Raw genomic sequence first — 22,177 nt, 5'->3', positions numbered from 1 at the left:
CCTGAAGTCCGAATTATTATCTTTCCTTGCTGTGCCGCACGTCGGGTTTTCCTGTCGTACGGCATTTTGTTTTACACTTTCCGTTGCTACAACATCGCTTTAACGATTACGATTCGCCTAAGGAAAGCATGGAAATCTTCTTTACTATTCTCATCATGACGCTGGTGGTGTCGCTCTCCGGCGTCGCGGCACGAATTTTACCGTTTCAAATCCCACTGCCGCTGGTGCAGATTGCTGCCGGTGCGATGCTCGCCTGGCCCACCTTTGGTCTGCATGTCGATTTTGATCCCGAACTGTTTCTGGTGCTGTTCATTCCGCCCTTGCTGTTCGCAGACGGCTGGAAAACGCCGATCAACGAATTCCTGCACCACGGGCGCGAGATCATCGGCCTGGCACTGGTGCTGGTGCTGATCACCGTCGTCGGGATCGGTTACCTGATTTACTGGCTGGTGCCGGGCATCCCGCTTATTCCCGCCTTCGCCCTGGCGGCGGTACTGTCACCCACCGATGCGGTGGCGCTCTCCGGTATCGTCGGTGAAGGGCGTATCCCGAAGAAAATTATGTCGATTGTGCAGGGCGAAGCCCTGATGAACGATGCATCCGGCCTGGTGTCACTGAAATTTGCCGTCGCCGTGGCGATGGGCACCATGGTGTTCACCTGGGGCGGAGCCAGCGTTGAGTTCCTCAAAGTGGCGGTGGGCGGCCTGGTGGCGGGTGTCGCAGTCTGCTGGTTGTATGGCCGTTCGCTGCGTCTGCTGAGCCGCTGGAGTGGTGATGACCCGGCGACCCAGACCGTGTTGCTGCTGTTGCTGCCGTTTGCCTCATATCTGATTGCTGAACATCTCGGCGTGTCGGGCATCCTCGCGGCGGTGGCGGCGGGTATGACCATCACCCGTTCCGGCATTATCCGCCAGGCTCCGCTGGCGATGCGTCTGCGTGCCAACAGCGTCTGGCAGATGCTGGAGTTCGTGTTTAACGGCATGGTGTTCCTGATGCTGGGCCTGCAATTGCCGGACATCCTCGAAACCTCCGTGGCACAGGCCAACGCCGATCCCAATGTTCAGCTGTGGATGCTGTTCACCGACATCGTGCTGGTGTATGGCGCGCTGATGGTGGTGCGTTTTGGCTGGCTGTGGCTGATGAAACGCGGCAGTCAGCGTTTCCTGAAGAAAAAGCCGCTGGAGTTTGCCAGCTATTCGCTGCGTGAGCTGCTGATTGCCTCTTTCGCCGGGGTACGCGGTGCGATCACCCTCGCCGGTGTGCTGTCAATTCCACTGTTTCTCACTAACGGCGATGCTTTTCCGGCGCGTTACGAGCTGGTGTTTCTCGCCACGGGTGTGATTCTGTTCTCGCTGCTGGTGGGTGTGGTAGTGCTGCCGCTACTGCTACGCGGTATTCAGGGCACTGACAAAGTGGGACATCGTCGCGAGGTGCAAAGCGCGCGTGCGGCAATGGCCACGGTGGCAATTGATAGCCTGCATAAGATGGAAGAACGGCTGGAAAAAGACACCGAAGAGAACATCGACCCGGAGCTGTTGAAAGAGGTGAGCCTGCGGGTGATTGGTAACCTGCGTCGTCGCGTCGTCGGGAAAGACGAGCTGGAGCAGGCGCTGTTTGCCGAAAATCTGGAACGCCGCTTCCGTCTCACGGCCATCAGGGCAGAACGCGCCGAGGTATACCATCTGCGCGCGACCCAGCAAATCTCCAATGAAACCATGCAGAAATTGCTGCGCGATCTCGACCTGCTGGAAGCCCTGCTGATCGAGAAAGAGGAGTAACGGAGGGGCCGCGCATCACACTGAGATGCGCGGTGCATTATCCGGCCAGTGCTCACGGCAGCAGGCAATCCACGCCTGGGCACTGCGTGACAAATAGCTGCCTTCCCGCCAGATCAATCCCAGGCTCCACTTCAGCTCCGATTCCAGCGGTAGCCACAGTAACGATTGTTTATCCAGACGCTGACAAATCGGCTCCGGCAGAATCGCCAGCCCCATTTCTGCCTGTACCATCGCCGCCAGAAAATCCCACTGACCGCTGCGCACCGCGATATTCGGGGCTAGTCCCAGGCGATGAAACGCCTTCATCAGCTGCCGATTCAGGGAAAACTCTTCGTTGAAAATCAGCAGCGGATGTTCCGCCAGTTCGCCTAAGCCAAGGTGGGTACGATTAAGCCAGGGCGCGGTGCGGGGCAGCAGTACACACAAGGGATGGTGCATCAATTCCAGCGTGTTGAGAGGGAGGTCGGGGTCAACCGGCAGAGCGGTCAGCGCGATATCGAGGCTGCCATCCAGCACTGCCTGCTGCACAGTAAGACCACCAAATTCGGCGATCTTCAGTTCAACACCCGGATAGCGGCGGCGAAACGCCGAGATGGAACCGGCAATCTGCATCCCGACCATCGGCGGAATGCCAAGGCGCAGCTCGCCGGTCTTCAACTGGTTGATGTCACCAATTTCGGCTTCCAGCTGATGAAATTCCTGCAAAATTGCCAGCCCACGCTGATACACCGCCTGGCCGCTATCGGTAAGGTGCAGTTTGCGCCCGTCGCGCAGCAGCAGGGTGCAGCCCAGTTCCTCTTCGAGCTGGCGCAGCATTTTGCTGATGGTCGGCTGGGTTACGTAGAGCTTCTGCGCAGCGCGGGTGAAACTTTGCTGGCGCACCACTTCGGTAAAGTAGCGCAGAGCGCGGACGTCCATAAAGTATTCCTTATTGGCATAGATTGAATAATATTAATTCATTTTTTTCACACTCTGTCTGCGATTTATACTGAACACCTGATTTATTTACCGGGGAGAGGGGAAGATGGCGTTCGCATTGAGTCCGCGCAGAACGGACATGCTGCAGCGTATTTTCGTCCCGCTACAGCTGGTGCTGTATGTGGGATTGTTTATGGCCAGCGACAAACTGGTGGGCTGGTTGCATTTGCCGCTGCCTGCCAACGTCGTCGGTATGGTGTTGTTGTTGGTATTAATCATGACGCACGTAATACCACTGCGTTGGGTGAAAGCCGGGGCGAACTGGCTGCTGGCCGAGATGCTGCTGTTCTTTGTTCCGGCGGTGGTGGCGGTGGTGAACTACAGCGATCTGCTGCGTAGCGAGGGCTGGCGTATCTGTGTGGTGATCGCGCTCAGTACCCTGATGGTGCTGGCTGCCACCTCGCTGGTGGTCGACCGTGTTTACCGCTTTGAAATGGCGCGCGCTGCGCGTAAGCAGGCACGTCATGAATGACCTGATTATCAGCCTGATCTGTCTGGTGCTGACGCTGCTGGTGTATTACCTCAACAAACGGCTCTACCGTCGCTGGCGTACCCTGATGCTGATGCCGCTGGTGATGACGCCGCTGGTATTGGTGGTGTTGCTGCTGGTAACCCATGTGAGCTGGAAAGACTACATCGCCGAAAGCCACTGGTTGCTGTGGTTGCTCGGCCCGGCAACTCTCGCCTTTGCCGTGCCGGTGTATGAAAACCAGGAGATTATTAAACGCCACTGGTTATCGCTCAGCCTGGGTGTGGCGACGGCGACGCTGGTTTCCGTTTGTAGCTCGGTGTGGCTGGCACGGCTGCTGACCTTGCCGGAATCCATCCAGCGCAGCCTGGCGGTACGCTCCATCACCACGCCGTTTGCACTGGCGGCGGCCAAACCCATCGGTGGCCAACCGGACCTGGTGGCGTTATTTGTGGTGATCACCGGGGTGTTTGGCATGGCGGTCGGGGATTTTCTGTTCCTGCGTATCGCGATTAAGCAGGGTGTGGCGAAAGGGGCGGGTTTTGGTGCCGCGTCGCACGGTGCCGGTACGGCACGTGCTTACCAAATCGGCCAGCAGGAAGGTGTCGTTTCCAGTCTGGTGATGATGCTTTCTGGTGTGGTGACGGTGATCCTCGCGCCACTGCTCGGCCACCTGATGTGGCAGGCTTAACGGCCCGTAAGGGCCGTTTTACTTGCCATCGACATCCTTGTTTACGTAAAGCTTGCCAAATAAAGTTGTTTCCTGCCGCCTGGCTGTTTACCCTTTCCGCCGAATTGATTGTCCTTCATGGAGTGGAATTACATGTTAAAGCAACTTGTTACAGGAAGCGTACTGGGTCTGGCACTGCTGAGCAGCGGCGCGCAGGCGATTGAGGGCAGTGTTGACGTGGGTGAGCACACCACCAACCTCAACCTTGGCCTCGGTACGACCTCACCGGGTCTGTTCCTCAATGGCAACTGGCTGCGCAGCGATCACGACGGCAGTAGCTACGGTCTGGGACTGGGTTATAACGTCGATTTCGGCGGCCTGCGTCTGGCACCGACAGCGAAAGCGCTGTTCACTCACCCGGAAGATGGTAAAGACGGCTTTACTGTGGCAGTGGGTGCGGGTGCGCAATATAACTTCAACCGTATGTGGGGCCTGTATGGCGGCTACTACTACGCACCAGAAGCGTTTTCTGATCACCTCGACAGCTACAAGGAAATGTCTGGTGGCCTGAGCTTCACCCCGATCTCGCTGCTGAACGTGCGTGTCGGTTATCAGTACATCGAGCTGAACAACAAGGGCAGCCGTAAAGACAACGTACTGGCCGATGGTCCGTATGTGGGCGCGTCACTGCGTTTCTGATGTGCAAACCTGGCCGCGATGCGGCCAGGCTTTCGTTTTGATTAGTGCGATTTTCCCTGCTGAATCCCCACCCCAGTCTGCGAACGAATAAACTGCCCGCGGAAACGTCGCCGTTCAGCGGCTCCCTGCTCTGAACTGTCGGTGATGGAAAACAGCCAGGTACCGATAAAGGCCGCCAGCATCGAGAACAACGCCGGATACTCATAGGGATAAATGGGTGTCGCATGTCCCAGCACCTGGACCCAAATGGTCGGGCCAAGGATCATCAGCACCACCGCCGTCAGCAGACCCAGCCAGCCACCGATCATGGCACCGCGCGTGGTCAGTTTTGACCAGTACATCGATAGCAGGATAATCGGGAAGTTACAGCTGGCCGCAATCGAGAACGCCAGGCCGACCATAAAGGCGATGTTTTGCTTTTCGAACAAAATCCCCAGTGCAATCGCGACCACACCGAGCACCAGCACCGTAATTTTCGATACGCGCAGTTCCTCCCGCTCGGTGGCCTGACCCTTACGGATCACACTGGCGTACAGGTCATGGGAAACCGCAGAGGCACCTGCCAGGGTCAGACCGGCCACCACCGCCAGAATGGTGGCGAAGGCCACCGCAGAGATAAAGCCGAGGAACAGGCTGCCGCCTACCGCATCCGCCAGATGTACCGCCGCCATATTGGTGCCGCCAATCAGCGCACCGCTGGCATCTTTAAATGCCGGGTTGGCCCCCACCAGCAGGATCGCGCCAAAGCCGATAATAAAGGTGAGGAAGTAGAAATAGCCCATAAAGCCAGTGGCCCAGAACACACTTTTACGCGCTTCGCGTGCATCTGCCACGGTGAAGAAGCGCATCAGGATATGCGGTAAACCGGCGGTACCAAACATCAGCCCCAACCCCAGCGATAGTGCGGAGATCGGATCTTTCACCAGCCCGCCAGGCTGCATAATCGCCGCGCCTTTCGGGTGCACCGCCATTGCCTCAGTAAACAGCGTATTGAAACTGAAGTTGGTGGCCTTCATCACCATAATCGCCATAAAACTGGCCCCGAACAGCAGCAGCACCGCTTTGATGATTTGTACCCATGTAGTCGCCAGCATGCCGCCGAACAACACATACATCACCATCAGGATGCCCACCAGCACCACCGCGATATGGTAGTTAAGGCCGAACAGCAGCTGAATCAGCTTACCGGCACCGACCATCTGCGCGATCAGATACAGCGCAACCACCACCAGCGAGCCGCAGGCGGAGAGGGTACGAATCGGTTTCTGTGCCAGACGATAAGAGGCAACGTCGGCAAAAGTAAAACGGCCCAGGTTACGCAGGCGCTCGGCAATCAGAAACAGGATCATCGGCCAACCCACCAGGAAGCCGAGTGAATAAATCAGGCCGTCATAGCCTGAGGTATACACCAGCGCCGAAATACCGAGGAAAGACGCGGCGGACATAAAATCCCCCGCCATCGCCAGCCCATTTTGGAAGCCGGTAATGTTGCCGCCTGCGGTATAGTAGTCACTGCGTGAACGGGTACGTTTCGAGGCCCAATACGTGATGCCCAGCGTCGCGGCAACAAACACCACGAACATGATGATGGCTTCATAGTTGGTGGCCTGTTTCTGTACTTCACCGGTGATGGCATCGGCAAAGGCGCTGAGTGGCGCAGCGGCGAGGAGCAGCGGGAGCAGGCGCTTCATTGTTTCACCTCGCGCAGAATCTGTTGGGTCAGGCGGTCAAATTCGCCGTTGGCGCGCCACACATAGACGCCGGTCAGCACGAAGGAGATGACAATCAGGCCCACGCCGATGGGGATACCCCGCGTCACATTGGTGCCGGGATGGAGTGGCGTGCCAAGCCAGGCGGGGGCAAAGGCGATCAGCAGGATAAAACCAACGTACAGCACCAGCATGATCAGGCTGAGCAGCAGCGCAAAGGCCTGACGTTTATGCACCAGTTCCTGAAAGCGCGGATTGCTCTCGATTTGCTGCCACACAGCTTCCTGAGGGTTTACGGCTTCGTTCATCACAGTTTCTCCAGAGGCAAGGCAGGCAGTAACCTCACCAAAATGTGATGTTAACTGCCTGAGTGTTATAATTATTTAATAAATGTGATGTTGTGTAGCGGCGCGATTTATCGCGCGCCGTTGACGTTATTGCTGCTGATGAAATGCGCGATAAATCGCGCCGCTACGAATATATTCGAAGACTATTTACGGCATTTTGATGGATTGTTTCTCTTCCAGCAGCTTCTCTACTACGCCAGGATCGGCCAGAGTGGAGGTATCGCCCAGATTGCTGGTATCGCCCGCGGCGATCTTGCGCAGAATACGGCGCATGATTTTGCCGGAGCGGGTTTTCGGCAGTGAATCGGTCCAGTGCAATACATCCGGGGTGGCAATCGGGCCAATCTCTTTGCGTACCCAGTTGCGCACTTCGGTATAAAGCTCGGGCGACGGTTCCTCACCGTGGTTCAGCGTGATGTAAGCATAGATCGCTTGACCTTTGATGCTGTGCGGAATGCCCACCACCGCCGCTTCGGCAATCTTCGGATGAGACACCAGCGCGGATTCAATCTCCGCCGTACCGAGGCGGTGACCGGAAACGTTCAGCACGTCATCCACACGACCGGTAATCCAGTAGTAACCATCTTCATCACGGCGGGCACCGTCACCGCTGAAGTAGCGATTTTTGAAGGTGGAGAAGTAGGTCTGCTCGAAACGCTCGTGATCGCCAAACAGGGTGCGCGCCTGCCCCGGCCATGAATCGACAATCACCAGGTTGCCTTCGGTTGCGCCTTCCTGGGTATTGCCTTCGTTGTCCACCAGCGCGGGCTGCACACCAAAGAAGGGTTTGGTGGCGGAACCGGCTTTCAGCTCAATGGCCCCCGGCAATGGGGTGATCATGAAGCCACCGGTTTCGGTCTGCCACCAGGTATCAACAATCGGGCAACGTCCGTCGCCAATCTTGTTGTAGTACCACTCCCAGGCTTCCGGATTAATCGGCTCGCCCACCGAGCCCATAATGCGCAGGCTGGTACGATGGGTGCCCTCGATGGCTTTGTCACCTTCGGCCATCAGTGCACGAATCGCCGTCGGGGCGGTGTAGAGCAGCGTGACCTTATGTTTATCCACCACCTCCGCCATACGGCTCGGCTTCGGCCAGTTCGGTACGCCTTCAAACATCAGCGTGGTGGCGCCACAAGCCAGCGGGCCATAAATCAGGTAGCTGTGACCGGTGATCCAGCCGACATCGGCGGTACACCAGTAAACATCATCAGGATGATAATCAAACACATACTTAAAGGTGGTTGCGGCATACACCAGGTAACCGCCGGTGGTATGCAGCACGCCTTTCGGCTTGCCGGTGGAACCGGAGGTATAAAGGATAAACAACGGATCTTCCGCGTTCACCGCCACCGGTTGATGCTGATCGGAGGCGTCAGCCATTAGATCATGCCACCACAGGTCACGACCTTCGCGCCAGCCGGTGTCTTTCCCGGTGCGCTGAAACACCACCACGTTCTTCACGCTGGTGACGCTGGGGTTGCTCAGGGCATCGTCGACATTTTTCTTCAGCGGAATGCCACGTCCGGCGCGCACCCCTTCATCGGCGGTAATCACCAGCCTGGCGCTGGAATCGACAATGCGGCCAGCCACCGCTTCAGGCGAGAAACCGCCGAAAATCACCGAATGCACCGCGCCGATACGGGCGCAGGCCAGCATGGCAATCGCGGCTTCCGGCACCATTGGCATATAGATAGCGACTACGTCGCCTTTCTTCACGCCGAGGCCGCTCAGTACGTTGGCAAAACGGCACACTTCCCCGTGCAGCTGGCGGAAGGTCAGGGTTTTGCTTTCTCTGGCGTCATCACCTTCCCAGATAATGGCGGGATGGTCACCACGGGTTTGCAAATGGCGATCAAGGCAGTTGGCCGCGAGATTCAGCGTGCCATCTTCATACCAGCGAATGGAAATATTGCCTGGGGCAAAGGAGGTGTTCTTCACTTTGCTGTAGGGCGTCATCCAGTCGAGAATTTTGCCTTGCTCGCCCCAAAAGGTTTCGGGATCGTCAACCGACTGTTGATACATCTCTGCATATTGCCCGGCATTGATCAGGGCATTTTCTGCAATCGCAGCAGGAACGGGATGTTTGTGAATTTGGCTCATGGCTGACCTCCTTGAAGATGTTAATCATATGTCAATCAATAGTTAATTGAAGCCCGGTGCGAGAGCTTTGTTTCGGTTTTGCAGTCTGGATCACGGCCTAAGCGTGTGGCTATTCATGCGGTAAATTTCGTTGTGTGATCAGTAAGGATGGCAGGGCGTTGCACGCGAAGTCTGAGAAAGTTCTGAACAAAATAGCAGCAAACGCACCCGATGGCTTTTTGTCCGATTCTGCATAGCTATGCGGAAACTTATCGAATTAAAACTTTTCATAACAGCGAGTTATGGTTCTGTCAACGGATCAGCATTTTATGCTACAGCACAGGATAAGATTTAAGCTATCCGCCCAGGGGTTGCATTTACCGTAGTGAAAATGGTACTTATCTCGCCCCTGTGAAACCAGTATCCACTCAGGCTGACTCACAGGATGCGCGCAAAACGCCCGCACAGCAGTACCGGATCTATTCCAGTATAACCCTCTATTTTATCGAGCTTTTGCTCCCTTCCCTGTGTGTATCGTCTTCTGCACCTTCGCAGCAGAGCAAAGGGGTTTTAACTGAGGAAATAACGCGTTATGAAAGGTTTTAAATTCAGCCTCGCCTGGCAAATAGTGATCGCGCTGATTCTCGGCGTGGTGGTCGGCTCGGTGCTGCATAATCAGCCGGACGATCGTGAATGGTTAATCACCAATATTCTCAGCCCGGCCGGTGATATCTTCATTCATCTGATCAAGATGATTGTGGTGCCGATTGTGGTTTCATCATTGATTGTCGGCATCGCCGGTGTCGGTGATGCGAAAAAACTCGGACGCATTGGTGTCAAAACCATCGTCTATTTTGAAGTGATCACCACCATTGCCATTGTGGTCGGCATTACGCTGGCCAACGTATTCCAACCCGGCAGCGGCATTGATATGTCAACGCTGGCAACGGTGGACATCTCTAAATATGAAGCCACCACGCAGGCAGTGCAGGGTGCACCTCACAGCCTGGTGACCACCATCCTGTCGCTGATCCCGCAGAACATTTTCGCCTCGCTGGTGAAAGGTGACATGCTGCCGATTATCTTCTTCTCGGTATTGTTTGGTCTGGGGCTGTCATCACTGCCTGCGGAACATCGCGATCCGCTGGTGGGGCTGTTCCGTTCGGTTTCCGAAACCATGTTCAAAGTGACGCATATAATCATGCGCTACGCGCCGGTCGGGGTGTTTGCCCTGATTGCCGTCACCATTGCGAACTTTGGTTTTGCTTCTCTGTGGCCGCTCGCCAAGCTGGTGCTGCTGGTTTACGTCGCGATTCTGTTCTTCGCCTTTGTGGTGCTGGGCGCGGTGGCACGTTTGTGTAAGCTGCGCATCACCACCCTGATGCGTATCCTGAAAGACGAACTGATTCTGGCCTATTCCACTTCCAGCTCGGAAACCGTGCTGCCACGCATTATGCAGAAGATGGAAGCCTATGGCGCACCGAAGGCCATCACCAGTTTTGTGGTGCCGACCGGTTACTCCTTTAACCTCGACGGTTCTACGCTGTATCAGAGCATCGCGGCGATCTTTATTGCCCAGCTGTACGGTATTGACCTGTCGCTGACCGATGAAATCATCCTGGTGCTGACCCTGATGGTGACCTCGAAAGGGATTGCTGGTGTACCGGGCGTCTCCTTTGTGGTGCTGCTGGCGACGCTGGGCAGCGTAGGGATTCCGCTGGAAGGTCTGGCGTTTATTGCCGGTGTTGACCGCATCATGGATATGGCGCGTACCGCGTTGAATGTGATTGGTAACGCGCTGGCAGTGCTGGTGATCGCGCGCTGGGAAAACCAGTTCGACACCGAACAGGCCGCCGCTTACGAGCTGCAATTACGCACCCAGGCGTAACCTCCTGCATAAACCCGCCGCCCGGCGGGTTTTTTCTTTCTGTCCCACAAAACTGAAAAAATCTTTTCCTGCCTGAGTGAATTAAGAATTCAATTTGATATATAGTTTCACGAATAAATTATTCTTTCACCGGAGTGTGTGCGCATGAAAATCGATCTTAGCCAGATGGTCACCGAAGGCCGTAACCCAGCCAGCCAGCATATTGATGAGTTGTCGACGGAAGCGATGCTGCGCGTTATCAACGATGAAGATAAAAAGGTGGCGCTGGCTGTAGAAGCGATCGTGCCGCAGATTGCCCAGGTGGTGGATGCCATCACCGCTGCCTTTCGCCAGGGCGGTCGCCTGATTTACTGCGGGGCTGGCACCTCCGGACGTCTTGGCATTCTTGATGCCAGCGAGTGCCCGCCGACCTTTGGCACCCCACGTAGCCAGGTGGTGGGGTTAATCGCCGGGGGACACACCGCGATTTTGCAGGCGGTGGAAAATGCGGAAGACAACATTGCGCAGGGCGCGCAGGATCTGCGTGATATTCAGTTCAGCGCCAAAGATGTGCTGGTGGGCATTGCCGCCAGTGGCCGCACCCCGTACGTACTGGGAGCGCTCGACTACGCGAAACAGCAGGGTGCGTTTCGCGCCGCCTTAACCTGCAACCCGGATAGCGCGATGGCGCAGGTGGCCGATGTGGCGCTAACCCCGGTGGTTGGCCCGGAAGTGGTCACAGGCTCTTCGCGGATGAAAGCCGGTACCGCGCAGAAGCTGGTGCTGAATATGCTGACTACCGGCGCGATGATCCGCAGCGGCAAGGTGTACGGCAATCTGATGGTGGATGTGGAAGCCACCAACCAGAAACTGGTACAGCGGCAGATTAACATCGTCCGCCAGGCGACCGATTGCGATGAAGACACGGCGCAGCAGGCGCTGGCGGCCTGTCAGGGCCATTGCAAAACCGCTATTGTGATGGTGCTGGCGGGTTTGCAGGCTGATGAAGCGCAGGCGCTGCTGGGCCAGCATCACGGCTTTATTCGTCAGGCGTTACGTGATGCAGGAGCGCAATAATGGCCGCCATCAGCGAATCCTTATTGCGCGGTATTCTGCACGCCGTGGGTGGGGCCGCCAATGTGGCGCACTGCGGTAATTGCATGACGCGCCTGCGCCTGACCTTAGCGGATGCGCAGCTCGCCGATCATGCACGGCTGAAAACCCTGCCAGGGGTGCTCGGGGTGATCGACAGCGATGCGCAGTTGCAGATCGTGTTAGGCCCTGGCAAAGCGCAGAGCGCGGCAGAAATGATGCAGACGATGCTGGAGAGCACGCCGGATCTGCAATCCATTGCCTCGGCGCAAAAGCAGCAGCTCAAAGCGAAACAAACCAGCCGCCTGCATCAGTTTCTCGCACGCTTTGCCACCATCTTTACTCCGCTGATCCCCGGCTTTATTGGTGCCGGTTTGCTGCTGGGTTTCGCCACGCTGATCGAGCAGATATTTCATCTCACCACGCCGGGTGATCATCCTCACTGGTTGCTGGCGACCGTGGCGTATATGAAGGTGTTTGGCAAAGGGCTGTTCACCTTTCTCAGCATCCTGATTGGTTACAACGCGCAAAAAGCCTTTGGCGGCACCGGGGTGAATGGGGCGATTATCGCTTCATTATTTGTGCTGGGCTATGTACCCACCGCCACCGTGGGTTATTACAGCGGCATGGAGAATTTCTTCGGTCTGACTATCGATCCGCGCGGCAATATTATTGGCGTGCTGCTGGCGGCAATATTTGGTGCCTGGCTGGAGCGGCAGCTGCGTAAAATCATTCCTGATAATCTGGATATGATTCTCACCTCGTTGCTGACCTTGCTGATCACTGGCGCGGTGACTTTCCTGGTGATCATGCCGATTGGCGGTGAATTATTTAAAGGCATGTCTTGGCTGTTTATTCATTTGAACAGCAATCCGTTTGGTTGCGCCATTCTGGCCGGATTGTTTCTGATTGCGGTGATGTTTGGTATTCATCAGGGGTTTATCCCGGTTTATTTTGCTTTGATGGAAAGCCAGGGCTTTAACTCGCTGTTTCCGATTCTGGCGATGGCGGGAGCTGGTCAGGTGGGGGCGGCGCTGGCATTGTGGTGCCGGGCGGATAAACATTCGCAGTTACGCAGCCAGATAAAAGGGGCGATTGTGCCGGGCCTGTTAGGGGTCGGCGAGCCGTTAATTTACGGCGTCACCCTGCCACGCCTGAAACCCTTTATCACCGCCTGCTGTGGCGGGGCGCTGGGTGGTTTCTTTATTGGTCTGGTGGCCTGGCTGGGATTACCCGTCGGCATGAACACGGTGTTCGGTCCGTCTGGGCTGGTGACGCTGCCGCTGATGACGTCACCGCAGGGTATCTTCGCCGGTATGGCGGTGTATCTCGCCGGATTGATGGTGGCCTGGGTAGGCGGGTTCGCTTTTACCTGGTGGGGCGGCACGCGCGGGGTGGATTTGAGTTAATCGATTAACGTCAAAAAACGGCGCGATAATTCGCGCCACTACATGAAATTTAATGGGTTTTTCTCCCTTTTTGCTCCCCTGAACCTGCCAATCCCCTGCTTATGCGGATTTAAAATGAGATAACCATATTAAAGTTACGACCTTTTCCTGCCGAAAAGATAAAGAAGGGTTATCAATTTTTTTCTCGCCTCTGGCTTGCAAGGACTCAATCATGCGTAACAATCAGCCCATCACTCAGCGTGAATACGTCTTTGACGATCATGCCACCCTGATGTCTACCACCGATCTCAACAGCTATATCACCTACGCCAACGATGCTTTTATTGAGGTCAGTGGATTTACCCCGGAGGAGGTGAATGGTCAGCCACATAACATGGTGCGTCACCCGGATATGCCGCCGGAAGCCTTTGCGGATATGTGGGCGACGTTAAAACAGGGTGAACCCTGGACCGCACTGGTGAAAAACCGGCGTAAAAACGGTGATCATTACTGGGTGCGCGCCAACGCCATTCCGGTGGTACGCGCGGGGCAGGTGCAGGGGTATATGTCTGTGCGTACCAAACCGACACCCGAAGAAATCCGCCAGAGCGAGGCGCTGTATCGGGATTTTCGTGAGGGGCGCAGTAAAGGCCGCCGTTTTCATAAAGGGTTAATTGTGGGGCGCTTTAGCGCGTTACTCAAAACGTTGCCGCTGCGCTGGCGGATTCGTTCCCCCCTGGCCGCGCTGCTGCCGCTGTCAGTGCTGGGGGTCTGGTTGCTTGGCCTGCCACCGCTGGCGCTGGGCTACTTTAGCGGCGGTATGGCGCTGTTATTGTTGCTGGCCAGCCTGTGGCTGGAGCAACAGATTTCACGCCCGATGGAACGTATCTGCCGCCAGGCATTGAGTGTGGCGACCGGGGCCAGCCATAAAGTGGAGCAGATGGATCGCGTCGATGAAATCGGCGTCACGCTGCGTGCCATTGGTCAGCTCGGGCTGATGTTCCGCTGGCTGGTGGATGATGTCAGTGGTCAGGCGATTAACGTGCTGGGTGCCAGCGATGCCATTGCGCGCAGCAACGATGAACTGAGTCGGCGTACTGAGCAGGCGGCTGCCAATGTACAGCAAACGGCCGCCACCATGAACGAAATGACGGCGACAGTGAAAAGTAATACCGAAACCGCCAGCGAAGTGAATGATCTTTCGGCCAACACCAGCCAGGCGGCGGTGCAGGGCGGTAAAGTGATGCAGGAAATGGTCGGCATGATGGCGGAGATTGCCGACAGTGCTAAGCGTATCGCCAATATTACCAGTGTGATTGACGGCATTGCCTTCCAGACCAATATCCTGGCACTGAATGCGGCGGTTGAAGCGGCACGCGCCGGGGAACAGGGCAAAGGTTTTGCTGTGGTGGCCGGTGAAGTGCGCAACCTGGCGCAGCGGAGCGCCACTGCGGCCAGCGAGATCAAAAAGCTGGTGGAAACCAGCGCCAGCCGTGTGCAGTCAGGCAGCAGCCACGCCGACGCTGCCGGGCGCACCATGCAGGACATCGTTGAACAGGTGCAGCATGTCACCGCGTTAATCGCGCAGATCAGTGCGGCGACGGCAGAACAATCCGTGGCGCTGAGCGAGGTAAGCGGCGCGGTGGAGGACCTGGATGACATCACCCATCAAAACGCCGCGCGCGTGCAGGAAGGGGCAGAAGCGTCAGAACGTATGGCACGCCAGGCGAATCGCCTGGTGGAAGCGATCAGCGTGTTCCGTTAAAGCTCGGAAATCACCTCCCGTCGGGCGCGCAGTGCGCCTGGCGGTTGTCCGACAATCCGCTTGAACGCCCGACTGAATGCCGCCAGCGAGCCGTAACCCAGATGAAAGGCGACGCTTTCCATCGCCTCTCCTTCGTTAACGATGCGCTGCACAGCCAGACGCATACGCAGTTCGGTGAGATAGCGCAGCGGCGTCATGCCGGTGGCCGACTGAAAACGGGCGGCAAACACCGAACGCGAGCTGCCCGATTCGCGTGCCAGCCGTTCTACCGTCCAGTTTTCGCCTGGCGCGCGGTGCATGGCCGCCATCGCCAGACTGAGGCGCGGATCGCGCAGCGCCTGCACCAGCCCGCTGCCTTTGCCGCAGCCGTTTTCCACCCAGCCACGCACAATCTGTGCCGCCACCACATCCGCCAGACGTGACAAAATCCCGGCAAATCCCGCCTGGCGCAAGCGCGTTTCCCGCTCCATCGCATCGAGGATTGGCTGGATTTCCGGATATTGCGCCAGCAGCGTGCTGACCAGCATCACATCCGGCATGGTGTGCACCAGCGGCTGCATCCCGCCCAGTTCAAACGCCATGCAGGCGCTGAACAGCACCACATCGGCGTTATCCGGGCTGTCGCACGCGGTGCCGTCAATGGCACAGACGCTGTCGCAAATCGGTTTGCTATTAAAGGTGCTGATCGGCTCGCAGTGCGCTTCTTCGCTTGAGATCAGCGCGTGGGGCCGACCATGCGGGATCAGCAGCGCATCACCGGCCTCAAGGGGATAGATCGTCCCGGAGGCGGAGCGGATCAGCAGCGATCCGCGTCCGACAAAATGCAGCTGCGCCCGGCCTGGCGCATCGTCGTAACGCAGGCCAAACGGGGCATTCAGGGCGATACGCTGATACCTGACGCCGTACAGACGCATGCCCATCAGCAGTTCACTGGTCAGATCTTCATAGCGGCTCATACGATTCCAGACGAATTATCAAAAAACAAAGTTTCTGTATCATAGATCGTCTTGCTGTTGCTCACTATGCTCACTCTTTAATATTTTGTGATGGGGATCGCAGATGAGCCTGAATAGTGATGTCGTCGAACAGAGTTTGCCGGTGGAGAAACCCGCGTGGGGTGCGGTATTTGCCATGGCTTTCGGCGTATTCGGCCTGATTACCGCCGAGTTTTTGCCGGTAAGCCTGCTGACGCCGATTGCCGCTTCGTTGCAGGTCAGTGAAGGGCAGGCGGGACAAACCGTCACAGTGACCGCGCTGGTGGCGCTGCTGACCAGCCTGGTGATTGGCAATCTCACCCGCCGTCTTGATCGTCGCATGGTGATGCTGGCATTTACCCTGTTGTTGATCGCCTCGGCGCTGCTGGTGGCGTTTGCTGAGGATCTCACCATGATCCTGCTGGCGCGTGTGTTGCTGGGCATGGCGATTGGTGGTTTCTGGACGTTATCAACCGCCATCACCATGCGTCTGGTGCCGAATGACCAGGTGCCACGTGCGCTATCGATTGTATTTAGCGGGATTTCACTGGCGACCATCATCGCCGCGCCGCTTGGCAGCTATCTGGGTGGGCTGATTGGCTGGCGCAATATTTTCCTGCTGACCGGTGCGTTAGGCGTGCTGGCGTTGTTCTGGCAGTTCTTTACCCTGCCTGCCATGCCGCCGGAAAACAAGGCACGCAGTGGTGGCGTGCTGGACCTGCTGCGCCGCAGCGTGATGCGCTGGGGGATGCTGGCGGTGATCATGATGTTTACCGGTCACTTCGCCTTCTTTACTTACCTGCGTCCGTTCCTGGAAAGCGCTGCGCAGCTTAACGTCAATCAGCTGTCGCTGGTGCTGCTGGCGTTTGGTGTGGCGAACTTCTTCGGGACTTCGCTGGCGGGTTATCTGGTGACGCGCAGCGTTTCGCTGACCCTAAGCGGTATGGCGCTGCTGATGAGCGTCACTGCGCTGGTGCTGGTGAGCTTCGGCGGTGTCTCGTGGCTGGTGGCGGTTGGTGTCGCGGTATGGGGCCTGGCATTTGGTTCGATGCCGACTGGCTGGTCAACCTGGATTTCCCGTGCTGTGCCGGATGACGCGGAATCCGGTGGTGGCTTGCTGGTGGCGACGATTCAGCTGGCGATCACCGCCGGTGCTGCTGCGGGTGGCTGGATGTTTGATTTGCAGGGCGCAGGCGGGGTATTCCTCTCCAGTGGTGTACTGATGTTGCTGGCGGCGATAACCATTTTCACCCGTGTGCGGCATCACGGGTAGGTAATTAAAAAAAACACGCGATAAATCGCGTCGCTACAAATTGCACCTGCTTGTAGCGGCGCGATTTATCGCGCACGTTAACTTTCAGTAATCACAGCGATAAATCCTGCCTTTTAACTAAAACGCAGATTATTAACACTGTGTGCAAAAGCTAACCATAACGTGCTTTTTATGGTCAATTTTTTTGAATGATAACCGCAAATCTCTCCGCTTTTTGTTGATCAATTTTCGGCCTAATATTTATCTCAACAAGGCGATGACGCCTTACCTAATCAAATATTGACCGAGGAATTGACCATGAAATCTATCAAAACTTTTGCTGCTGTTGTTGCTCTTTCCGTCCTGCCTTTCGCCAGCTTTGCTCAGAGCGTGACCGCTACCGCGTCAACTCTGGACGGTGCTGAAGCGAAAATTGCTGCTCAGGCACAAGAAGTTGGTGCTTCCTATAAAGTGACAGAAGCCACCTTCAACAACGGCGTGCACATGACCGCTGAACTGACTAAATAAGTCAGTTAACAATCTGTGCTGACAGGGCGCCTCTGGGCGCCCTGGCCGCGTTTAAGCAGATAAAATCCTGTCGCTTTCCTTCGTAAATGATTACTATTCGCAAAAATAAAATCCTTCGTCGGCCTGCCTCGGGCTGCTTTTAACGATCTGGTTGCAATGTCGGGCTTTCATTCACTGCCGTGAGGCGGTGGTTTTGCTATGGAGAAGTCATGAAAGCGAATAAAACTGTGCAGTGGGTGCTGCGTCCACTGTTTCTGGCGACAGCCCTGTTTTCTACCTCTGCGGTAATGGCGGCAGATGCTCAGGAATTGAATCAGCCGATCTCGAAAGGTGCCTATGAACTGGCGTTCAGCAACAGCGATAACGCGCTGTTTCTGGCGACGTCACAAAATGCCACCAACGAAAAAGGCGGCACCGTCTATCGTCTCGACCCGCAAAATCTGGCGGTAAAACAAACCATCGATACCGACCTGAAAGCCTTCGGTGCCACCATCAACCCCAAAACCAACGTCCTCTACATCGGTAATACCGTGAATGCGGCGGTGACAGCGGTGGATGCCACCAGCGGCAAGGTACTGAATACACTGGTGCTGGATGGCCGTAAGCGCAGCGAAGATGTGCGTCCGCTGCAACCGCGTGAGCTGGTAGCCGATGCGGCGACTGACCGCGTTTATATCACCGGTCTGGGCCCGCAAAGCGTGGTCTGGGTGGTGGATGGCAAAACGCTGCAACTGATTAGCACCGTGCCGAACACTGGCAAAATGGGCACCGGCCTGGCGCTGGATTCCGCTGCGCAGAAACTCTACGTTACCAACGGCGACGGTGAGCTGGTCACCATCAATACCCGCCTGAATGCGATTGAAAAGCGTCATAAAATCGACGCGGATAAAGATCATTTCTTCCTGAACATCGCGCTGGATACCCAGGGCCATCGCGCCTTCCTCAGCGATTCCAAACAGCCGCAGGTGCTGGTGCTGGATACCCGTAGCCAGCAGGTTATCCACCGGATTGATGTCCCTGAATCGCTGGCGGTGCTGTTCAATGCTGACCGTGATGAACTGTACGTGACGCACCGCAAAGCGGGCGAAATCAGCATCATTGACGCCAGCAACTACAAAGTAAAACGCACCGTCAAAGCACCGGGCCTGCCGAACAGCCTTGCGCTGTCGGCGGATGGTAAAACGTTGTTTGTCAGCATCAAACAGCCTGGCTCACGTAAAGAACCACCCAAAAATCCGGATAGTGTGCTGCGCATCGCGCTGTGATCACATTTATCTGAATTTGCAGGGCGGCTTGTGCCGCCCTTTGCATTTCCTGCCTTTGCTCAGCGTTTCACTGCGCTTACTGCGCTACCTTTAAGTACCACAACACCAAAAGGGAGAACGCAATGAGCCAGTTTTTTATGCATAAGAAGGTCGATCTGGTTAACGAAGCTATCGAAGGGATTCTGTTGAGTACCCCGTGGCATAACCTCAGTCGGCTGGATCTCGGAGATGAGATCCGCGTCGTGGTGCGCAGTGACTGGGACAAAAGCAAAGTCGCGCTGATTTCCGGGGGTGGCTCCGGCCATGAACCGGCCCATGCCGGATTTGTCGGTAAAGGGATGCTGACGGCGGCAGTGTGCGGCGATATCTTCGCCTCGCCGAGTGTTGATGCGGTGCTGAGTGCGATTATCAATGTCACCGGCGACGCGGGCTGTTTGTTAATTGTGAAAAATTATACCGGTGACCGCCTCAATTTCGGGCTGGCGGCGGAGAAAGCGAAAAAGCTCGGCTACAAAGTGGAGCTGGTGATGGTGCAGGACGACATCGCCCTGCCAGATAACCCGCAGCCGCGAGGCATTGCCGGGACAGTGCTGGTGCATAAAATTGCCGGTCACGCTGCCGAACAGGGCAAACCGCTCAGTGTCGTCAAAGCGTTAGCGCAGCAGACGATAGAAGCCACCTCGTCGATTGGCCTGGCGTTTGGCACCTGCCATATTCCGGGTGAAAAACGCGATGATCGCGTGCGGGAAGGGCACAGCGAGCTGGGCATGGGCATACATGGCGAACCGGGCGTAGTGACGCTTGATACGCAAAATAGCCGGAAAATCAGCAGCATCATGACGGATAAACTGGCCCAGACGCTGCCAGACGGCAAACAGTCGCTGCTGCTGATCAATAACCTCGGCGGTTTCTCACAGCTTGAGCTGGCGCTGCTGACGCGCGAAGTGTTGCAGTCACCGCTGGCGGCACGCATCACTCATCTGATTGGCCCGGCTACGCTGGTGAGTGCGCTGGATATGAAAGGTTTTTCACTGTCGCTGCTGGCGCTGGAGCCGCACTTCCTCGAAGCGTTGAGCGCCCCGGTGCAGGTGATGGGCTGGGTGCCGATGTATGACTTTGCCCCGGTCAGCCTGCAAACCGCGACCGCTCCCCTCAGTGAGCTGGAAGTGACGCCATCGCAGGACAAGGCTGTGGCGGAGGTAGTGAAACGCATTACACAAACGCTGATCGAGCTGGAAAGTGACCTGAATGCGCTGGATGCCAAAGTGGGCGATGGCGATACCGGCTCCACTTTTGCTGCCGGGGCGAAGAAAATTCAGCGCGGTTTGCGCGAACATCAGTTGCCGCTGGCGGAATTGTCAGTGCTGCTGGCGCTGGTGGGTGAGCAGATCTCCACGGTGATGGGCGGTTCGAGTGGTGTGCTGATGTCGATTCTGTTCACTGCCGCTGGACAGCGGGTGGACGAGGGTTATGAGTTGCCGGAAGCGCTGATGTACGGGCTGGAACGCATGAAACATTATGGTGGTGCGCAACCAGGGCACCGCACGATGATCGATGCGCTGGAACCGGCACTCTGGGCGCTGGTGGCGGGGCAAACCATGCAGGATGCCGCCGATGCGGCGAAGAAAGGCGCGGATGCCACGGCGCAGATGTCGAGTGCCAAAGCCGGACGCTCGGCCTATCTCAACCAGCAAAGTTTGCACGGTGTGAAAGATCCAGGTGCATTTGCGGTTGAGCAGGTGTTTGCCGCATTGGCGAAACCCTGATTACGCATGAAACCGTAGCGGCGCGATAAATCGCGCCGCTACGGGATTATTCTGCCGCTTCGCGCATCATCTCTTCGTGCGGGATATCCTGCAAAATCTGCTCAAAACTGCGCAGACGTTTGTAGATCGACATCAACTCCACCAGCGTTGACCACGAGGTAATCAGGTACTGGAACGACGAGCGTACCTGGTCAAACACGTTGGTGATCTGGTTCAGCAGACCGAGCGTAATGGTGCCTGCCACAATCGACGGAAACAGCAAAAACAGCCCGAACACGTTATCTACCTGCAAATAAAGAATGCGGGTGATGTTGAAATACAGATAGTGAAAATAGAGGCGGAAATAGTTAAAACGCACTCGGCCAAACAGCTCAGTGACGGTGGGTGGTGAGGCGCGCGATGCATCATCTTCGCCGTAGACCAGTTCTTTACGATAGGCGGCTTCCACCCGCTGGTTACGAAATTCCAGACCGGGCAACTTGATACCCACCAGCGCCAGCAGGCCGGTGCCGAAAATTGACCACAGCACCGCAGCAATCACCAGCGCGTAAGGGATATTGCCCAGCAGTGGGATATCTTTCACATGATGCGACAGGGTGATCAACACCGGCAAGAAGGCAATCAGCGTCATGATCGCCTGAATAAAGCTGACGCCCCAGTCTTCCAGCGTGCTGGCGAAACGCATGGTATCTTCCTGCACACGCTGCGCCGCACCTTCCACATGACGCAGGCGTTGCCAGTTGTGCATGTAGTAGTTATTCATCGCGGTACGCCAGCGGAACACCCAGTGGCTGATGAAGAAGGAGTTCATCACACCAATTACCACGGCAATCAGCGCGATGCCTAAAAAGGCGACTACCTGCTGATAAAATTCACCGATCTGCACCGAACCGGCTTTAGTGAGCGCTTTCTGAATCAAATCATAGAACGGGCCATACCAGGCATTGACCGCCACCCCAACCTGCACACCAAACCAGGTGACGAAGATAATCAGTGCGGAACCCCATACTGACCAGCGTTGCCACGGATGGTTATCCGCGATGCGCCAGGCGATGGCAAACAGCGCCACTACCAGCCAGTAATAGGCGTAAAACCACAGTTGGCTGGCGGCGATAAAACGCAGCGCGTTATCAGGCAACGGTTTACTCATTGCTGCGGCAATATTGGGCCACATGGAAGGTAAGTCGCTGGCAAAGCCAAACCAGGCAAAAATCGCCAGTAAACTCCAGATGGCCACCGTGCTGAAAAACAGCGCTGGCCGGGGAAAATAGGACTTAAACATAGACACTCCGCTGTTATCAGATCCCTTTATACCGTTTAGGGGCCTTAACTGTCTGTAGGCTGTTGTATCAGACCATGACAATGTCGCGCCTGCGGTGTAAAGCCGCTGCGCAAAATGTTAATTATTTTGTGCGATTTTGTGTCCTTACGCTAAATCTTTGTCAGCAACGGTGTTACACTGCGGCGCAATGTTACCGGTAACGGTGGCGCTGTATCCTTAAGCCCGCACATAAAAATCATTACAACGCAATCAGTTAACCTTTCATG

18 protein-coding genes are annotated in these 22,177 nt (G+C 56.2%); 12 read left to right on the top strand and 6 right to left on the bottom strand.

Annotated features, from left to right (window positions below; all coding sequences use genetic code 11):
- Window positions 1–128 precede the first annotated feature (128 nt).
- The gene (locus PW844_RS26425; RefSeq protein WP_299458201.1) at window positions 129–1,778 is read left to right on the top strand and encodes a Na+/H+ antiporter; all 1,650 of its coding nucleotides are present in this window, start codon (window positions 129–131) and stop codon (window positions 1,776–1,778) included.
- Window positions 1,779–1,793: 15 nt separating this feature from the next.
- Here the strand turns inward: PW844_RS26425 and PW844_RS26420 are convergent, their stop codons facing one another.
- The gene (locus PW844_RS26420; RefSeq protein ID WP_299458199.1) at window positions 1,794–2,696 is read right to left on the bottom strand and encodes a LysR family transcriptional regulator; all 903 of its coding nucleotides are present in this window, start codon (window positions 2,694–2,696) and stop codon (window positions 1,794–1,796) included.
- 106 nt (window positions 2,697–2,802) lie between these two features.
- On the opposite strand from PW844_RS26420, the gene PW844_RS26415 reads away from it, so the two are divergent.
- The 3 genes from PW844_RS26415 to PW844_RS26405 all read left to right on the top strand — a co-directional run bounded on the left by PW844_RS26415 (window position 2,803) and on the right by PW844_RS26405 (window position 4,594).
- Window positions 2,803–3,228: a CidA/LrgA family protein gene (locus PW844_RS26415; RefSeq protein ID WP_299458197.1), complete on the top strand. Its 426-nt coding sequence runs from the start codon at window positions 2,803–2,805 to the stop codon at window positions 3,226–3,228.
- Complete coding sequence (locus tag PW844_RS26410; RefSeq protein WP_299458194.1) at window positions 3,221–3,916, top strand: LrgB family protein; 696 nt, start codon at window positions 3,221–3,223, stop codon at window positions 3,914–3,916. Before PW844_RS26415 ends, PW844_RS26410 begins: the two co-directional genes overlap by 8 nt.
- A gap of 132 nt (window positions 3,917–4,048) precedes the next feature.
- Window positions 4,049–4,594 (top strand): YfaZ family outer membrane protein, encoded by a 546-nt coding sequence (locus tag PW844_RS26405; RefSeq protein ID WP_084871864.1) that lies wholly within the window; start codon window positions 4,049–4,051, stop codon window positions 4,592–4,594.
- Between the two features lie 41 nt (window positions 4,595–4,635).
- Here the strand turns inward: PW844_RS26405 and PW844_RS26400 are convergent, their stop codons facing one another.
- The 3 genes from PW844_RS26400 to acs form a co-directional block, all read right to left on the bottom strand.
- Entirely contained in the window at window positions 4,636–6,285 is a 1,650-nt protein-coding gene (locus PW844_RS26400; protein WP_299458192.1) for a cation acetate symporter, read from the bottom strand.
- A complete protein-coding gene (locus tag PW844_RS26395; protein WP_084871866.1) occupies window positions 6,282–6,611 on the bottom strand; it encodes a DUF485 domain-containing protein in 330 nt (109 codons plus the stop codon). Before PW844_RS26395 ends, PW844_RS26400 begins: the two co-directional genes overlap by 4 nt.
- Before the next feature lie 186 nt (window positions 6,612–6,797).
- Entirely contained in the window at window positions 6,798–8,753 is a 1,956-nt protein-coding gene (gene acs, locus PW844_RS26390) for an acetate--CoA ligase (protein ID WP_299458189.1), read from the bottom strand.
- Between the two features lie 571 nt (window positions 8,754–9,324).
- Between acs and gltP the strand changes: the two genes are divergently transcribed.
- The 4 genes from gltP (at window position 9,325) to PW844_RS26370 (ending at window position 14,844) form a co-directional block, all read left to right on the top strand.
- Window positions 9,325–10,620, top strand: coding sequence for a glutamate/aspartate:proton symporter GltP (gene gltP / locus PW844_RS26385; RefSeq protein WP_299458187.1), 1,296 nt, complete (start codon window positions 9,325–9,327; stop codon window positions 10,618–10,620).
- 144 nt (window positions 10,621–10,764) lie between these two features.
- Window positions 10,765–11,676 carry an N-acetylmuramic acid 6-phosphate etherase gene (gene murQ / locus PW844_RS26380; RefSeq protein ID WP_299458186.1) on the top strand — a complete coding sequence of 304 codons (912 nt, stop codon included), beginning with the start codon at window positions 10,765–10,767 and terminating at the stop codon, window positions 11,674–11,676.
- Window positions 11,676–13,100 carry a PTS N-acetylmuramic acid transporter subunit IIBC gene (gene murP, locus PW844_RS26375; RefSeq protein ID WP_299458184.1) on the top strand — a complete coding sequence of 475 codons (1,425 nt, stop codon included), beginning with the start codon at window positions 11,676–11,678 and terminating at the stop codon, window positions 13,098–13,100. Before murQ ends, murP begins: the two co-directional genes overlap by 1 nt.
- 211 nt (window positions 13,101–13,311) lie before the next feature.
- Window positions 13,312–14,844 carry a methyl-accepting chemotaxis protein gene (locus PW844_RS26370; protein WP_299458183.1) on the top strand — a complete coding sequence of 511 codons (1,533 nt, stop codon included), beginning with the start codon at window positions 13,312–13,314 and terminating at the stop codon, window positions 14,842–14,844.
- Here the strand turns inward: PW844_RS26370 and PW844_RS26365 are convergent.
- Window positions 14,841–15,800, bottom strand: coding sequence for an AraC family transcriptional regulator (locus PW844_RS26365; RefSeq protein ID WP_299458181.1), 960 nt, complete (start codon window positions 15,798–15,800; stop codon window positions 14,841–14,843). The two genes, PW844_RS26370 and PW844_RS26365, sit on opposite strands and share 4 nt — an antisense overlap.
- 103 nt (window positions 15,801–15,903) lie before the next feature.
- Here PW844_RS26365 and PW844_RS26360 point away from each other — a divergent pair, with 103 nt between their 5' ends.
- The 4 genes from PW844_RS26360 (at window position 15,904) to PW844_RS26345 (ending at window position 20,629) form a co-directional block, all read left to right on the top strand.
- Window positions 15,904–17,091 carry an MFS transporter gene (locus PW844_RS26360; protein WP_299458179.1) on the top strand — a complete coding sequence of 396 codons (1,188 nt, stop codon included), beginning with the start codon at window positions 15,904–15,906 and terminating at the stop codon, window positions 17,089–17,091.
- A gap of 297 nt (window positions 17,092–17,388) precedes the next feature.
- The gene (locus tag PW844_RS26355) at window positions 17,389–17,598 is read left to right on the top strand and encodes a DUF1471 domain-containing protein (RefSeq protein ID WP_299458177.1); all 210 of its coding nucleotides are present in this window, start codon (window positions 17,389–17,391) and stop codon (window positions 17,596–17,598) included.
- A 209-nt stretch (window positions 17,599–17,807) separates the two neighbouring features.
- Window positions 17,808–18,863, top strand: coding sequence for a YncE family protein (locus PW844_RS26350; protein WP_299458175.1), 1,056 nt, complete (start codon window positions 17,808–17,810; stop codon window positions 18,861–18,863).
- A gap of 122 nt (window positions 18,864–18,985) precedes the next feature.
- Window positions 18,986–20,629 (top strand): dihydroxyacetone kinase subunit DhaK, encoded by a 1,644-nt coding sequence (locus PW844_RS26345; RefSeq protein WP_299458173.1) that lies wholly within the window; start codon window positions 18,986–18,988, stop codon window positions 20,627–20,629.
- Window positions 20,630–20,675: 46 nt separating this feature from the next.
- Here the strand turns inward: PW844_RS26345 and sbmA are convergent, their stop codons facing one another.
- Entirely contained in the window at window positions 20,676–21,911 is a 1,236-nt protein-coding gene (gene sbmA, locus PW844_RS26340) for a peptide antibiotic transporter SbmA (protein WP_084871877.1), read from the bottom strand.
- Window positions 21,912–22,177: the final 266 nt, after the last annotated feature.

This window comes from Pantoea sp. (genome assembly GCF_028283705.1).
Lineage (GTDB): Bacteria > Pseudomonadota > Gammaproteobacteria > Enterobacterales > Enterobacteriaceae > Pantoea.
This window is presented reverse-complemented; position numbering and strand designations above follow the sequence as displayed.

Bases quoted from the DNA above. Each gene is read 5' to 3' on its own strand.
- PW844_RS26405 (WP_084871864.1), top strand. From the start codon at position 4,049: ATGTTAAAGCAACTTGTTACAGGAAGCGTACTGGGTCTGGCACTGCTG.
- gltP (WP_299458187.1), top strand. From the start codon at position 9,325: ATGAAAGGTTTTAAATTCAGCCTCGCCTGGCAAATAGTGATCGCGCTG.
- murP (WP_299458184.1), top strand. From the start codon at position 11,676: ATGGCCGCCATCAGCGAATCCTTATTGCGCGGTATTCTGCACGCCGTG.
- murQ (WP_299458186.1), top strand. From the start codon at position 10,765: ATGAAAATCGATCTTAGCCAGATGGTCACCGAAGGCCGTAACCCAGCC.
- PW844_RS26425 (WP_299458201.1), top strand. From the start codon at position 129: ATGGAAATCTTCTTTACTATTCTCATCATGACGCTGGTGGTGTCGCTC.
- PW844_RS26360 (WP_299458179.1), top strand. From the start codon at position 15,904: ATGAGCCTGAATAGTGATGTCGTCGAACAGAGTTTGCCGGTGGAGAAA.
- PW844_RS26350 (WP_299458175.1), top strand. From the start codon at position 17,808: ATGAAAGCGAATAAAACTGTGCAGTGGGTGCTGCGTCCACTGTTTCTG.
- PW844_RS26410 (WP_299458194.1), top strand. From the start codon at position 3,221: ATGAATGACCTGATTATCAGCCTGATCTGTCTGGTGCTGACGCTGCTG.
- acs (WP_299458189.1), bottom strand. From the start codon at position 8,753: ATGAGCCAAATTCACAAACATCCCGTTCCTGCTGCGATTGCAGAAAAT.
- PW844_RS26345 (WP_299458173.1), top strand. From the start codon at position 18,986: ATGAGCCAGTTTTTTATGCATAAGAAGGTCGATCTGGTTAACGAAGCT.
- PW844_RS26415 (WP_299458197.1), top strand. From the start codon at position 2,803: ATGGCGTTCGCATTGAGTCCGCGCAGAACGGACATGCTGCAGCGTATT.
- PW844_RS26400 (WP_299458192.1), bottom strand. From the start codon at position 6,285: ATGAAGCGCCTGCTCCCGCTGCTCCTCGCCGCTGCGCCACTCAGCGCC.
- sbmA (WP_084871877.1), bottom strand. From the start codon at position 21,911: ATGTTTAAGTCCTATTTTCCCCGGCCAGCGCTGTTTTTCAGCACGGTG.
- PW844_RS26395 (WP_084871866.1), bottom strand. From the start codon at position 6,611: ATGAACGAAGCCGTAAACCCTCAGGAAGCTGTGTGGCAGCAAATCGAG.
- PW844_RS26365 (WP_299458181.1), bottom strand. From the start codon at position 15,800: ATGAGCCGCTATGAAGATCTGACCAGTGAACTGCTGATGGGCATGCGT.
- PW844_RS26355 (WP_299458177.1), top strand. From the start codon at position 17,389: ATGAAATCTATCAAAACTTTTGCTGCTGTTGTTGCTCTTTCCGTCCTG.
- PW844_RS26370 (WP_299458183.1), top strand. From the start codon at position 13,312: ATGCGTAACAATCAGCCCATCACTCAGCGTGAATACGTCTTTGACGAT.
- PW844_RS26420 (WP_299458199.1), bottom strand. From the start codon at position 2,696: ATGGACGTCCGCGCTCTGCGCTACTTTACCGAAGTGGTGCGCCAGCAA.